This is a genomic window from Rhizobium sp. No.120, from assembly GCF_054558365.1.
Map to the genome: position 1 here is coordinate 133,565 of NZ_BAAJNQ010000005.1, position 14,692 is coordinate 148,256.

A 14,692-nucleotide genomic window follows, 5' to 3' on the forward strand; every position below is an offset into this window, starting at 1 on the left:
AAAAAGAGACACATGTCCGTCAAAACAATGGCAGTGGTTGCTCTCATCAATTGCTGAAAATCGGGATCTGTTTCGATCCAGGATCAATCGATAGAGGCTGGATTGCGCAAAGTTTGAGTTGACCGTTTTCAATGGTGAAGCGACACTTGCCACCTGGAGCGAGGCAGGAGGAATAATGATGCACGAACCAGATCGCTGGCGCCAAATGGCAACTGCGCCAAAGGACGGGAGCAGAATTCTCGTTACAATCCGCCCCTCCGAACAGGGGCCGGCAGAAGTCGATCTTGCCTATTGGTCGAGTGGAGATCGCTTTGGGTCGGAAGGCTGGCGCGCTTCCGACTCTGCGCCGGGGTGCATCATCGAATATGCCGAGCCAGAATTGAAGTGCTGGATGCCGCTTCCCTCAGCCAATCTCAATCGGGCCTCAATGCCCTCACCCTGGGAGGGCGATGACGCTGAGCAACTCGACGGGGCAGGGATTTAGCGACTCAAGCCGGCAGTCGCAGGATTGGATGGCAAACAATGGTATCTTGGTAGCTCCAGGGCATCATCGGATCCCGCCTGCCAGTTGTACCATAGTGATATCGGCGATTCCGCTCATCAGCTTGCAGGGATTTGCACGTGCTTTCAAAACTACCGAACCGTCTTCGTTATCGACAGAATCCGGCACCTGATTGCTAGATTTTCAGCCGTTTTGCCACAATTACGCCTGCCGTTTCCGAAATTGTCGGCGCAGGCTACGCGCCCTCGTGGGCTGTGATTTTGGAAAATATGGTTGTGATATGAAGATTATGAGACTGGTTCTTTTGCCCGCAGTGGCCGTGCTGATGGCAAGCGCCGCTGCACATGCACAGGAATGGAGATACTTGCCGGATTATGGCGACCCAGGCGATGGCTATGCGGCGCCGCGGTATTTTCGCGAAGCGCCGCCGCGCTATCGCGACGATCGGCGTCTCGACGATAGCTATTACTATCACGGCGACGCTTATGGCTATTATGATGACGAGGATGGCGATTTTCCGCCCCCTCCCCGGCGCTTGCCGCGGCAGGCTTCGATCGATCCGCGCGAGACTTCTCCGCAATTCAACCCCGGCGTCAAGGATGACCGGCGTGCCGCCATGGCGCGATCGCCGATCCCGCGCACGGTGGTGCCCTTCTCCGGCTACGAACCCGGCACGATCGTGATCTCCACGAAGGAAAAACGTCTCTATCTGGTTCAGAATGATGGGACCGCACTCAAATACGGCATCGGTGTCGGCAAGCAGGGCTTTGCCTGGAAGGGCACGGAAACGGTCAGCCGCAAAGCAGAGTGGCCGGATTGGACGCCGCCCAAGGAAATGATCGCCCGTCGGCCGGAATTACCCGATCACATGGAAGGCGGCCTCAATAATCCCCTTGGGGCAAGAGCGCTCTATCTCGGCTCCACCCTTTACCGCATCCATGGCACCAATGAGCCCAACTCGATCGGCAAGGCCGTATCTTCCGGCTGCATCCGCATGGCAAATCCGGATGTGATGGATCTTTATAGCCGGGTCAACGTGGGAGCGAAGGTTGTCGTGCTCTGATTGCGCCTTTGGCGCCGTGCCAATTCGGCTCACGAAGGGCTGTTATCCGCTGGAGGAAAGCTCATCCGCTTCCCGCCATCCGCGCAGCAAAGCGAACAATTCTTCGCGATCCTTCTCATCAAGGCGTGGCACGCCCGGAACGCGGACAGGACCGACATTGAGGCCGGAATAGGTAACGGCCTCCTTGACGACGGTAACGTTTGTTCCGTTGCGGAACTTCGTGCGCATGCGTTCGAAGGGCTCAAGCTTGTTGACGATGGCGCGGGCGGAGGCGAAATCACCCTTCTCCAAAGCCGCGTGAACGGCAAGCGATAGCTTTGGCGCAACATTGACGAGGCCTGAGGTGAAGCCCCTTGCGCCGGCCGCCGCAAATGTCGGAGCCCAGCTTTCGGCCAGACCGCAGACGAACAGCGCGCCCTTTGGATCGGAACTCGCGATCGCCCGCGAAAGCAGCATCAGATCCGTCGTCGCAAACTTGATGCCGACAATGTTGCCGTGGCCGGCCAGGCGAACCATGTCGCCAACGCTGAAGCCCTCGGCGCGGACATAGGCCACGAGCGGCAGGGGCGAGGCCTCCGCCAGATCGCGGAAATAGTCGATCTGCGAGGCGGGAGCGGCGAATGGATCCACCGGTTGATGCGACATGACGGCGGAGGCGCCGATCGAGGCAGCATCCCTAGCCATCTGGATCGCCTCACGCAATGAGCGGCCAATCGCCGCCGTCACCGGCGCCTTGCCGTCGACACCGAAAATCGCAGCTTCGTGGACGCGGCGGATTTCTTGCGGCGTGAGCGCATAGAACTCGCCGGTATTCCCCGCCGCAACGATGTTGTGAATGCCGGCAGCGGCCACGCGCGCGTAGACCTGAGCGGTCACGCGCGGTTCCACTTCGCCACTTGCATCATAGGCCGTGACCGGGACGCCGGAGACGCCGGTCAACGCCTGCCGCATGGTTTCAATGCTCATAGTTCCATCCTTCGTCATCCCTCGTGGCGCAAGCAATGAAGCTTCCAAAAGCCGATCGCCTCGCCTTACCTCATCCAATATCTTAAACGCCCCGGAACATGCGGGCCCGTGCATTCAAGATGTGTCGTTTCATTGCATCGTGCGCTTCGGTCTCCCGCCGCTCGAAGATCGCCTGCACGATCACGGCATGCTCATCCTGCACACTGCGGATCTGCTCGGGCGTCCGCTTGAGACTGAGGCTGCGGGTCACCGAGTGACCGATGGCAAAATGCGGCCGAAACAATTCGCGGGCAGTGATATGGAACTGATTGCCGGTCGCGATCGCAATGGCATTATGCAGCTCCTGATCCTCTTCAGCACCAAGGCGTCCCTCGCGAAGACACTCTTCGATCTTCTGCAGCGCCGCCATGATCCGATCCTTGTCATCAGGCTGCCAGTTGCGCGCCGCAAGCTCGGCGGCTTCCGCCTCGAGCCCGGCGCGAAATTCGAAAAAGCGCTGCACGTCGGCCAGCGATCCTACAGGCACCATTTTGAGGACTGAAGAATCCGGCCTTTGGCGCACATAGGAACCCGACCCCTTGCGCGAAACGATCAAACCGTCCGCTCGCAGCCGCTCCAGAGCGTCGCGCACGACGGGCCGGGACGCCCCGAACATTTCCGCAAGCTTGGCTTCCGCCGGCAACCGCTCGTTCACCGGAAAGGTTCCATCCGCGATCATCGCGACGATCCTCTCATAGATGATGTCGCCGAAGCGCGTCGCGCTCACGCCGGAATCGTTGGCGACGGAGAGTTTCATCATCGTCCTCTGTGAATGCCGCTCAACGACGGAGCTATCAAATCTGTAAAAATATGTCAACTCTTGTAATTATCTGATAATATGGAGCGCAAAGATTGATGAGAAGGCCCTGGAAGAGGAAGGCTATATTGGCAGCGGCGCGTGCCCAAGCGTCTGGATGGTGCCTACGCCTTTGCGTAAGCTCGCTATCATCAGTCACGTAAAAATTAGGGCGGCCATCAGGCCGTCCCTTTCATTTGAAGAGTGTATTGGCTCGCGTGAGCGCAATCATTTCGCGCGTGCTGCGCCCGAATTGCCAAGATCTTCCGGCCGTGGCGTGCGCGGCACCATTCGCCCCACCACCAGAACCAAAAGTGCTGCTGCCAGCAGGCAGGCCGCAAGGAAGAACATCGGTGTGATCGTGCTTCCCGTCGCATCCTTGATCCAGGGCACGACGTTCTGAGCGATGAAGCCGCCAAGATTGCCAACGGAATTGATCGCAGCAAGGCCGGCGGCAGCCCCCGCTCCTTGGAGGAAGCGCGACGGCAGGCTCCAGAACACCGGCTGGCCCGCGAATATGCCAGCTGCCGCGATGGAGAGGAAAACAAACTGCAGCGTATGGTCCGGAATAACGGCTGACAGAACCAAGCTTACGGCACCGACCAGCGCGGGAATGACGATATAGGGTGTCTTCGATTCTACCTTGTCCGCCGCCGTCGGCACAGCATAAAGAGCGATTGCAACGAGAAGCCATGGAATGATGTTTAGGAAGCCGTTCGTCGTGTTGCTGACACCGAAATTCTTGACGATGGTCGGCAGCCAATAGCTGAGACCGTAAGCGGCAAGCGGGAAACCGATATAGCAAAGCGCCATCAGCAGTACGCGCGGGTTGATCAGCGCCTTGAAGCCATCGGCGGCGTTCTGCTCCATGCCCGAATTTTCCACCGCGAGCCGGTCCTTCAGCCATTTCTTTTCCGTATCGTCGAGGAACGTCGCCTTGGACGGCAGGTCCGGCAAATAAAACAGCGTTATGAAACCGGCAAGGATGGCGGGAATGCCGGTCACCAGGAAGACCCATTGCCAGCCGGCAATACCATAGAGCCCATTCAAATCCAGCAGCACACCGCCGAGCGGTGCACCGATCGCATTGGCAAAGGCGCTGAAGATCATGAAAAGCCCGACCATCCTGCCGCGATAGGCCGAAGGATACCAGAGGGTCAGCAGATAGAGCACTCCGGGAAAGAAACCGGCTTCGCAGGCGCCGAGCAGGAATCGGAGAATGTAGAACATGGTCGCATTCTGCGTATAGGCAAGCGCGACCGTCACCGCTCCCCATGAGATCAGAATACGTGCAAACCACCTGCTGGCTCCGAACCTGTCGAGAAGCAGGTTGCTCGGCACCTCGAAGATGAAATAGCCGATAAAGAACAGAGAAGCGCCAAGACCATAGGCGTATTCGCTCATGCCGAGCGCGCCGACCATATCGAGCTTGGCGTAACTGACATTCTGACGATCGATATAGGCGATCAGATAGAGGATACCCAGAAAAGGCATAAGCCTCCAGGTGATCTTGGAAATAAGCTGCTTTTCATCAATCACGCATCTTCCTCCCTGAAAGGTGGTTATGAGTGATATAGATAGCGCAACTTAGTGTTTATCAATGCAGCGAAACATAAACCTCATTCCGCCGATGAAACTCGCAGCGGAAAACAAGCGAGCGGGTCTTCAAAGCAAAAAATGCCGATTTCGCCGCAATTCGCGCTTCAGGCAACGCGCTCGAATTTGGTGCGAATATGCTCGATATAGTGCTGGCCGGGCGATGGCGCCTTTACCATGGCAATCGCTGCCTTTTGCGGAACGCCGGTGAATTGACGTTCCTCACCATTCTTGAAGCGAATATAAAGCCGTCCGTCATCCGGGCGGAAATAGACTGATTTGATGATTTTTGACGAAACTGGAAGCTCTTGCATGGGTCACCTTACCTCTGCCGGCTTTGTCGCATGAAAAGCGAAATATTGGGTGAAGCGACCTAGTTAATTAAAGATAGAGTTGCATCGAACGATTTTATCGATTGCGCCCAGCAGCTTAACTATCCTTCGGCAAGGCGCTATCCGGATAAAGAATTGCGAACTCCGCGCTCGGATCGCCGACAGAGGCATGAAGCGATGAATAGCGATCGTGCCGGCTTCTGGGAGCCACCGATGATAAGCGGATATCGGCCGCGCCGCATATTATTTGAGCACCCGGATCGCTTGACACATTTTTAGCCCCCTCATATGATTTTTACCAATTGATCAAAAAGCTGGGGAACTAAAAATGACCAATGAAATCATACTGTCACGCCGCGCCGTGATTGCATCGGGCATAGCGCTCGGCGTCAGCGCTCTCGCGCCGGCCGCCCGTGCAGCCGCGCCGCTCAAGGTGGCGGGGATTCACGCCTCGCCGGTCGAAAACGCGTGGAATTCCTGTCTTCACAAGGCACTTCAGGATGCAGCCAAGGAAGGCGTTATTGAATATGTCTTTTCCGAAGGCGTTTCGGGCACGGATTATCCGCGTGCCATGCGCGAATATGCCGAACAGGGCAACAAGCTGATTATCGGCGAGGCCTATGCTGTAGAGAAGGAAGCACGCCAGGTTGCTGCCGACTACCCGGATACGGCTTTCGTGCTCGGCTCCAGCGGCGAGCCTGCCGGCAGCAATTTCGGCGTCTTCGGCACCTGGAACTATGACGGCGCCTATCTTGCCGGCATGCTGGCGGGCAAGATGACCAAGTCGAATGTCGTCGGCTCCGTCGGCGCCATCCCGATCCCCGAAGTCAATATGCTGATCAATGCCTTTGCCGCCGGCGTCAAAGCGGTCAATCCCGACTGCAAGCATCTCGTCTCCTTCATCGGCACCTTCTTTGACCCGCCGAAGGCGCGCGAAGCCGGTCTCGCGCAGATCGACGCCGGGGCCGACGTGCTCTTCGGTGAGCGCATCGGCACTGCGGACGCCGCCAAGGAACGTCACATCAAGTCGGTAGGATCGCTGATCGACTACACGCCGCGCTATCCCGATACCGTCTTTGCCAATGCCATGTGGTACTTTCGTCCCATTCTCAATGCGGCGATTGCTGATGTTGCCGCCGGCAAGCCGGTCGGCCGCAACTACACGGCCTATGGCCTGATGAAGGAAGGCGGCAGTGATATCATCTATGTGAAAGGCGTCGCACCGGCAGAAGCGGAAGCTGCAATGGAGAAGGTTCGTGCCGACATCAAGGCCGGCACCTTCGAAGTGCCCAAGGTCGCGGATCAGCCGAAGTAGTTCTTCGGCTCGATCATGACCAGCCCGTCATTCGCCGATGCCACAGAGCTGGCCGGCGCCATCAAGTCCGGCAAGCTTACCTGTGTGGATGCCATGCAGGCGGCACTTGCCGCCTGCGCCATGAAAGATGAGCTTGGCGCCATTACCTATGTCAATCCTGAAGCCGGGCTTGCGGCAGCGCACGCCCTGGATCAGGAGGCATCGGAGCATCCCGAGCGCTTTGCGCAGCGCGCCTTTGCCGGCGTTCCGACGATCGCCAAGGATCTCGGCGGCCCCTTCCCGGGACTGCCGATAACGGCGGGCTCTCGCTTGTTCGCCCGCGCCGGTCAAGGCACGGACAGCGATTTGGCAGAGCGCTTTCGCGATGCCGGTCTCTGCGCCTTCGGCTTGAGCACCAGTCCGGAATTCGGCTTCTCACTCGCGTCCGAACCGGTAATCGGTCCGATCTGCCGAAATCCCCTGGACCAAGACAGAACCGCCGGCGGCTCGTCGGGTGGTGCCGCGGCCGCAGTCGCCGCCGGTATCGTGGCGATCGCGCATGCGACGGATGCGGGCGGCTCGATCCGCGTGCCGGCCGCTTGCTGCGGCCTTGTCGGAATGAAGCCGACACGCGGCGCCGTGCCCGCCGGCCCTTCATTCGGCAATCATCTCGGCGGCATCGCCAGCGAACTGGCCGTCACCCGCTCGGTACGCGACACCGCAGCGATCTTCGATGCCGTGCGAGGTCGAACGCGAGGACCGTTCGCGGATATCGCTCAACTCCCGGCCAAGACGGGTAAGCTTCGCGTCGGATTCCTTGCAGACACCGGCCAGCGTTACGCAATCGAACCAGATCGGGCCCAAGCGGTGGAAGCAGCAGCCAGTTTCCTGGAAAGCCAGGGAAACGAGCTGGTATCCATCCGTTGGGATGAGATGGAAAGTGCCGTTCAAGCCAGCAGCCGCGCTTTTGGCGATATCATCTCCGTCAATATCGCCAGCCTGATTGACGATCTCGAACTCGACATGCGCCTTGCAGAGGCGATGACACAAGCCTTCATCATGCGCGGACGCGCCATGCCCGCAACCGCCCTTTGGAACTCCCTCAATGGCGCCGTCAGGGCAAGCCGCACTCTGTGGGATGTCTTCGACAGGGTCGATGTCATCGTCATGCCGATGCTCGCCACAGCACCGCCACCCATCGGGTCCTTTCCAACGGATCATTCGGACACTCAATTGCACCTCGAGCGCATGACATCCTTTGCCCCTCTTGCCGCGCTCGCCAACATATCCGGCTTTCCGGCGATTACAGGCCCGTTTGGAGAGGATGCTGAAGGATTGCCGCTGCCGGTCCAGCTGATGGCACCCATGGGTGAGGATAAGCTGTTGCTGCAGCTTGCATCCGTGCTCGAGGCCGAGCAACGTTGGCAGCACCGCTTCCCGATTGCAGGCTTTCCGGCATGATCATTCCTGTCCTCTCCATTGAAGGTGTCAGCAAACGCTTCGGCAGCACGATTGCCAATGACGATATCTCGCTGTCCTTGGCAAAGGGCGAAATCGTTGCCCTGCTCGGAGAAAACGGCGCTGGCAAGACGACATTGATGAGCATCCTCTTCGGGCACTATGTGCCCGATACCGGCCGCATCCTGATCGACAATATAGAATTGCCGCACGGCAAGCCGCGCGCGGCAATCCGGGCTGGTGTCGGCATGGTGCATCAGCATTTCTCGTTGGCGCCGAACCTGACGGTGCTCGAAAACATCATGACGGGCACGGAGGGACTTTGGTCACTCAAGTCTCAAACGGATGCGGCCCGAAACAAGCTCCTGGCTATCTCCGAGCGCTTCGGCCTGAAAGTTGATCCCGATGCGCGCCTTGGCGATCTCTCCGTCGGCGAGCAGCAGCGGGTGGAAATCCTGAAAGCCCTCTACAATGATGCGCGCATCCTCATCCTCGACGAGCCGACCGCCGTTCTGACGCAGATCGAGGCCGAGAAACTATTCTCGACGCTGAAGCAGATGGCAGCACAAGGCCTGTCCTTGATCTTCATTTCGCACAAGCTCGATGAAGTCATGGCAACGGCCGATCGTATCGTCGTCCTGCGCGGTGGCAAGGTTGCAGCCAAAAGGCAGGCATCCCAAACAAGCAAGGCCGAGCTTGCGGAGTTGATGGTCGGACATCGTGTCACGCGCCCAACCCGCGAAGCCTCGACGCCGGGCGCCATCGCTCTCGAAGCTCGCGATATCACCGTCAAGACCGGTGGCGTCGAACGGCTGAAAAAGATCAGTTTTCATGTCCGGGCCGGCGAGGTTCTGGGGATCATCGGAGTATCGGGCAACGGGCAGGCGACCTTGGGGCAAATCCTGTCCGGCACGTCGAACCGTTCCTCCGGCGAGCTTCTTCTGTTCGGAAAGCCTGTCGGCGATCTCGACGTTGCCGCGATTATCGATGCCGGCATCGGACGCATTCCGGAAGACCGAAACCGTGATGGTGCGATCGGCGAAATGGCGATCTGGGAAAATGCCGTGCTCGAGCGCCTGCCTTCCTATTCGAAGCATGGCCTCGTCGACAAAGGTGCCGGCATGGCATTTGCGCAGGAGATCATCCAGGCATTCGATGTGCGCGGCGGTAATGCTGCAACCCGCACCCGGCTATTATCGGGCGGCAATATGCAGAAGCTGATCCTCGGTCGCAATCTCCATGAGCGACCACGAATCCTGATAGCCGCCCAGCCAGCACGCGGGCTGGACGAAGGTGCTGTGGCCGCCGTTCACGGACGCATTCTGGAAGCGCGCCAGCAAGGCACCGCCGTTCTCCTGATCTCGGAGGATCTGGACGAGGTCATTGCATTGGCCGATCGCATCCAGGCAATCGTCGGCGGACGCCTTTCGGCGCCTATCGATGCCGATAAGGCCGATGCGCGCCTGCTGGGACTGATGATGGCGGGGGAATGGAAAGAGAAGAGCGGAGCCGACAATGCGATTTGAACGGCGCGAACACCGCCCACTCTACATGATGGCCCTTGCCCCTCTGCTCGCAATCGTCGCGGCACTCGCCTTGGCCGGCATCCTGATTGCAATCGCGGGCGCGCCCGTGCTTGAAGCCTATCGCAGAATCCTGCTTGGCGCCTTCGGGTCGCGACTTTCGACAACCGAGACGCTGACGCGTGCGACGCCACTGATCCTGACGGGGCTTGCTGCGGCCGTTGCCTTTCGTGCCCGCCTCTGGAACATCGGCGCCGAAGGGCAATTCTATTTCGGTGCCATTGCCGTCGCCGCCTTCGGCTCGAAGATGCTCGCCGGCCTGCCCGGCCCGATCGTTATTCCGCTATTGATGGCGATCGGCGCCATTGCCGGCATGATCCTGATCCTCGTGCCACTATGGCTGCGGCTGCGCTTTTCCGTCGACGAGGTCGTCACCAGCCTTATTCTGAACTTCATCGCCGTTCTCTTCGTCTCCATGCTGATCGACGGTGTGCTGAAGGATCCGACGGCATTCGGCTGGCCACAATCCCAGGCCCTTGTCGATCACGCCATGCTGCCGAAGCTGATTGCCCGATCGCGTCTTCATATCGGTTTTGCAATTGCGATCGTCATTGCTGCGATCGTTTATTTCGTTCAGTCGCGCACCGTTTTCGGCATGCAGTCGCTGGCGGCAGGCCTCAATCCGTCAGGCGCCGTTTTTGCCGGCGTTCGCCTCGGCTCGACCCTCGTCAAGGTCGCCTGTCTTTCGGGCGGGCTTGCCGGCCTTGCCGGCGCCATCGAAGTCATGGGTGTCAAAGGCTATGTCACGACCGATCTGTCCCCCGGCTTCGGCTATTCCGGCATCGTCGTTGCGATGCTTGCGAACCTCAACCCGCTTGGGGTTGTCCTCGCAGCGATCTTTACCGCGACAATGTTCGTCGGTGCCGACGGCATGAGCCGCAGCCTCGGCATTCCCACGTACATTGCCGACGTCACGGTCGCCCTGTCGCTGTTGACCATGCTGATCGCCTTGTTCTTCACGCAATACAGGATCCGCCGATGAGCACGCTGGTCGACATCATTGCATCGGCCGGGCTTTGGGCCGCGGTGCTGCGGATCGCCACGCCGCTAATCTTCGGCACGCTCGGCGCGCTTCTTTGCGAGCGGGCCGGCGTTCTCAACCTCGGCATCGAGGGCATCATGACCTTCGGTGCGATGATCGGCTGGCTCTCCGTCTATCACGGTGCGGATTTATGGACCGGCCTTCTAATTGCGGCAATCGCTGGCGGCATTTTCGGTCTTCTGCATTCGGCCCTGACGGTGACACTAGGCCTGTCGCAGCATGTTTCCGGCCTCGGCGTCACGCTCTTCGCGTCCAGCTTCAGTTACTACGTCTTCCGGCTGATCGTTCCGATCGCCGGGACGCCGCCGACCATCACGCCGTTCCAGCCGATCGCCATTCCCGGGCTTTCCACGCTGCCCTTCATCGGCCCCGCTCTCTTCACGCAGACCGCCCCGACCTATCTCGCGATCCTGGTAGCGCTGATCATAGCCTACCTCATCTTCCGCACGCCGGTCGGGCTTGCGATCCGCATGACCGGCGAAAATCCACACGCGGCCGAAGCACAAGGCCTCAACCCCATGAGGATCCGCTATGGCGCCATCATCGCCGGTAGCGCATTGATGGGCATGGGCGGCGCTTTCCTGACGCTTTCCGCCTTCAACAGCTTCTTCCCGACGATGGTGCAGGGCCGCGGATGGATCTGCATCGCGCTGGTCGTCTTTTCATCCTGGCGGCCGGGCCGGGCGCTGTTCGGCGCCCTCCTCTTCGCCTTCTTCGATGCATTTCAGCTGCGCCTGCAGACCGCAGTTCAGGGTGTCCCTTATCAGCTCTTCCTGATGACACCCTATATCCTGTCCATCGTTGCCCTTGCCATCATGAGCAGGCGCGCCCGCGTACCGCAGGCGCTGATGCAACCCTATCGCCGTGGCGAAAGATAATCCGAGGAGCGTTCCATGTTCGATCTGATCATTCGCAATGCCAATCTGCCCGATGGCCGCAAGCGCATCGACATCGCGGTCAAGGATGGCAACATCGCAGCAATCGAAGCCTCGATCGCGGCAGAGGCGAAGGAAGAGATCGATGCGACTGACCGGCTGGTGAGCCCCCCCTTCGTCGATCCGCATTTCCATATGGATGCCACGCTTTCGCTCGGCCTGCCGCGCATGAACGTTTCCGGCACGCTTCTGGAGGGTATCGCGCTTTGGGGAGAATTGCGCCCGATCGTAACGAAGGAAGAGCTTGTCGATCGCGCGCTGCGCTACTGCGATCTCGCCGTCACGCAAGGACTGCTGTTTATTCGCAGCCATGTGGACACTTCCGATCCGAAGCTGGTGACGGCCGAGGCGCTTCTGGAGGTGAAGGACAGGGTCAAGCCCTATATCGACCTGCAGCTCGTCGCCTTCCCGCAGGATGGCTATTATCGCGCCAAGGACGGCGTGGCTTCCCTCGCGCGCGCGCTCGACATGGGCGTCGATATCGTTGGCGGCATTCCGCATTTCGAGCGCACCATGGATGAGGGCAGAGCTTCGGTCGAGGCGCTTTGTAGGATCGCAGCCGATCGCGGCCTTCCCGTCGACATGCATTGCGATGAAACCGACGATCCGATGTCGCGTCACATCGAGACGCTGGCGGCAGAGACGGTCCGCTTCGGGCTGCAGGGCCGCGTCGCCGGCTCGCACCTGACCTCGATGCATTCGATGGACAATTACTACGTCTCCAAGCTCATCCCCCTGATGGCGGAAGCAAGGATCAACGTCATTCCCAATCCGCTGATCAATATCATGCTGCAGGGCCGGCACGACACCTATCCCAAGCGCCGCGGCATGACCCGTGTGCGCGAACTGATGGATGCCGGGCTCAACGTCTCCTTCGGCCATGATTGCGTGATGGACCCCTGGTATTCGATGGGCTCCGGCGACATGCTGGAGGTCGGTCATATGGCGATCCATGTGGCGCAGATGGCGGGTGTCGAAGACAAGAAGAAGATCTTCGACGCACTCACCGTCAACTCCGCCAAGACGCTCGGCCTTGAAGGCTATGGCCTGGAGAAGGGTTGCAATGCCGATTTCGTCATGTTGCAGGCCGTCGACACGCTGGAGGCGCTGCGCCTGAAGCCCAATCGTCTCGCCGTCATCAAGCGCGGCAAGATCATCGCTCGTTCCGCCCCGCGCGTCGGTGAGCTTTTTCTCGATGGCCGGCCTTCACAAATCGATGGCGGGCTCGATTACGTGCCTTTGAGGGGCTAACAGACCACCTCCTGAGCCACAACCACGCAGTTCTTGGCTTGGAGCTCGCTTACCGCAAAGCGGGATCTCACAACACTCATATTGCTTGATCCCGAACCGATGGGCTTCGTGAAATTCCCACAGATCACCTGCTTCCCTTTGCCTATTCCTGCTAACCCTCAAGCCGCGTAAATCACATATGCATAACTGATACAAACTTCGCTTTACAACTAACATGTCAGCATGCTATGCACTGATCTCATAAGATCGGGAGGATCGGATGAGTGAGAATTTTGGCCTGTCGGCCGCCCTGGCAACACCCTTCGATGCGGATGGCGAGATTGCGATCCCGGGAGTGATCGAGCAGGCGAAGCATTGCCTTGCCAATGGCTGCAAAAGCGTCACCCTGTTCGGCACCACGGGCGAAGGCGCTTCGATCGGCATGCAGGAGCGCAAACAGGTTCTGGCCGCCATGATTGCCGCCGGCGTCACACCTGAGCAGATCGTCATGGGCGTGCTCGTCGATGCCGCCGAGGACGCCGCGGCGCAGGCTGGGCAGGCGCTGGCGCAGGGCGTCCGCAATATTCTTCTTGCCCCGCCCTCCTACTTCAAGAACGTCAGCGACGATGGCCTCTTCAAATGGTTTTCGGCCGTTTTCACCATGCTGGGCACCCATGCCCGCGACGTGATCGTCTACAATATTCCGTCGGTCACGATGGTACCGCTCTCCATTTCCCTCGTTGGCCGCCTGCGCGCCGCATTTCCGGATGTCGTTGTCGGCGTCAAGGACTCCTCCGGTGATTGGCCCTATACCGAGGAACTGCTGAAGACGCATGGCGATCTCATCATTCTGATCGGCGACGAGCGGCATCTGGCCCGCGGCGTCCGGCTCGGCGGACAGGGGGCAATCTCCGGCATGGCAAATCTCCTTCCGCGCGAGGTGCAAGCCATGGCGGAAAAAGGCATCGACGACGCCAATGTCGAGCGCTTCGTCGGGCAACTGCTGAACTATCCGGTCATCCCCTCGATCAAGGCCATTCTCGCCCGTTTGACTGAGAACGATAGCTGGCTTGCCGTGCGCCCGCCGCTCGTGGCATTGAACAGCCAGGATTCCGACACGCTCTTTGCTGCCTTCGGCGCACTGTTTCGCGCCAAGGCGGCTTAACCGAACAGCCCGGAGCTGCCGATGGATGGACCAGGCGAACAGACGACGTTGAGAGAGAAAGCTTATGAGAGCTTCACGCGCCATCTCTTGGCGCGCGATGTTCGCCCCGGGCAATTCATCTCGCAGCGGCGGCTGGTCGAGCTGACGGGATTGACGCTCGGCGCGATCCGCGAACTGATCCCGCGCCTGGAAGCCGAAGGGCTGATCAAGACGGTGCCCCAGCGCGGGCTGCAGATCGCTCATATCGACCTGGACCTGATCCGTGAAGCGTTCCAGCTCCGTCTTTTTCTGGAAAAGGAAGCCGTCGCGCTGTTCACCTATTCGGCGTCAGATGAGACGATTGCCAAGCTTTTGAAAGACCATCGCGATATCGCGGATGCGATCCGCTCCGGCGACAGCTCGCAGGAGCTCGAGCTTCACGCGCAATCGGTGGATTGGGGCATGCACGATGCCTTCATCGATGCGCTCGGCAATACCATCATCTCGAATGCCTATCGGGTCAATTCGATCAAGATGCGGCTGATCAGCCAGGACAGGTTTCGCATCAATGGGCATGTCGGCCCAGTCATGGAAGAGCATCTGAAAGTGCTTGAAGCAATCGAGCGACGATCGGCCGATGAGGCGGTTACCGCGCTGGTAGCCCATATCGGCGGAGCCCGGGATCGCGCGTTGAAGATGTAAACAGCTTTGA

Annotated in this window: 14 protein-coding genes; 10 read left to right on the forward strand and 4 right to left on the reverse strand. The window is 59.4% G+C overall.

Annotated elements, in window-relative coordinates:
• Positions 1-178 precede the first annotated feature (178 nt).
• Complete coding sequence (locus ACYJRZ_RS17205; RefSeq protein WP_459461264.1) at positions 179-484, forward strand: hypothetical protein; 306 nt, start codon at positions 179-181, stop codon at positions 482-484.
• Positions 485-782: 298 nt separating this feature from the next.
• The gene (locus ACYJRZ_RS17210) at positions 783-1,565 is read left to right on the forward strand and encodes a L,D-transpeptidase (protein ID WP_459460866.1); all 783 of its coding nucleotides are present in this window, start codon (positions 783-785) and stop codon (positions 1,563-1,565) included.
• Between the two features lie 42 nt (positions 1,566-1,607).
• Here ACYJRZ_RS17210 and ACYJRZ_RS17215 read toward each other — a convergent pair whose 3' ends face one another.
• From ACYJRZ_RS17215 to ACYJRZ_RS17230, 4 genes are all read right to left on the reverse strand, one after another.
• Positions 1,608-2,531, reverse strand: coding sequence for a dihydrodipicolinate synthase family protein (locus ACYJRZ_RS17215; protein WP_459460868.1), 924 nt, complete (start codon positions 2,529-2,531; stop codon positions 1,608-1,610).
• An 82-nt stretch (positions 2,532-2,613) separates the two neighbouring features.
• On the reverse strand, positions 2,614-3,327 hold the full coding sequence (locus ACYJRZ_RS17220) for a FadR/GntR family transcriptional regulator (RefSeq protein ID WP_459461265.1): 714 nt from the start codon (positions 3,325-3,327) through the stop codon (positions 2,614-2,616).
• 267 nt (positions 3,328-3,594) lie between these two features.
• Positions 3,595-4,905: an MFS transporter gene (locus tag ACYJRZ_RS17225; protein ID WP_459460870.1), complete on the reverse strand. Its 1,311-nt coding sequence runs from the start codon at positions 4,903-4,905 to the stop codon at positions 3,595-3,597.
• A 164-nt stretch (positions 4,906-5,069) separates the two neighbouring features.
• Positions 5,070-5,276 (reverse strand): KTSC domain-containing protein, encoded by a 207-nt coding sequence (locus tag ACYJRZ_RS17230; protein ID WP_015342748.1) that lies wholly within the window; start codon positions 5,274-5,276, stop codon positions 5,070-5,072.
• Positions 5,277-5,622: 346 nt separating this feature from the next.
• On the opposite strand from ACYJRZ_RS17230, the gene ACYJRZ_RS17235 reads away from it, so the two are divergent.
• The 8 genes from ACYJRZ_RS17235 to ACYJRZ_RS17270 all read left to right on the forward strand — a co-directional run bounded on the left by ACYJRZ_RS17235 (position 5,623) and on the right by ACYJRZ_RS17270 (position 14,682).
• Positions 5,623-6,609: a BMP family protein gene (locus ACYJRZ_RS17235; RefSeq protein WP_459460872.1), complete on the forward strand. Its 987-nt coding sequence runs from the start codon at positions 5,623-5,625 to the stop codon at positions 6,607-6,609.
• Between the two features lie 15 nt (positions 6,610-6,624).
• Positions 6,625-8,049, forward strand: a complete 1,425-nt coding sequence (locus ACYJRZ_RS17240) for an amidase (protein WP_459460874.1) — start codon at positions 6,625-6,627, stop codon at positions 8,047-8,049.
• Positions 8,046-9,572, forward strand: coding sequence for an ABC transporter ATP-binding protein (locus tag ACYJRZ_RS17245; protein WP_459460875.1), 1,527 nt, complete (start codon positions 8,046-8,048; stop codon positions 9,570-9,572). The genes ACYJRZ_RS17240 and ACYJRZ_RS17245 overlap by 4 nt, the downstream gene beginning before the upstream one ends.
• On the forward strand, positions 9,562-10,611 hold the full coding sequence (locus tag ACYJRZ_RS17250; RefSeq protein ID WP_459460877.1) for an ABC transporter permease: 1,050 nt from the start codon (positions 9,562-9,564) through the stop codon (positions 10,609-10,611). The genes ACYJRZ_RS17245 and ACYJRZ_RS17250 overlap by 11 nt, the downstream gene beginning before the upstream one ends.
• Positions 10,608-11,549, forward strand: coding sequence for an ABC transporter permease (locus tag ACYJRZ_RS17255; protein ID WP_459460879.1), 942 nt, complete (start codon positions 10,608-10,610; stop codon positions 11,547-11,549). Before ACYJRZ_RS17250 ends, ACYJRZ_RS17255 begins: the two co-directional genes overlap by 4 nt.
• 15 nt (positions 11,550-11,564) lie before the next feature.
• Positions 11,565-12,857, forward strand: a complete 1,293-nt coding sequence (locus tag ACYJRZ_RS17260) for an amidohydrolase family protein (RefSeq protein WP_459460881.1) — start codon at positions 11,565-11,567, stop codon at positions 12,855-12,857.
• 259 nt (positions 12,858-13,116) lie between these two features.
• A complete protein-coding gene (locus tag ACYJRZ_RS17265) occupies positions 13,117-14,001 on the forward strand; it encodes a dihydrodipicolinate synthase family protein (protein WP_459460883.1) in 885 nt (294 codons plus the stop codon).
• 21 nt (positions 14,002-14,022) lie between these two features.
• Positions 14,023-14,682: a GntR family transcriptional regulator gene (locus tag ACYJRZ_RS17270; protein ID WP_459460885.1), complete on the forward strand. Its 660-nt coding sequence runs from the start codon at positions 14,023-14,025 to the stop codon at positions 14,680-14,682.
• The last annotated feature ends 10 nt before the right edge of the window (positions 14,683-14,692 follow it).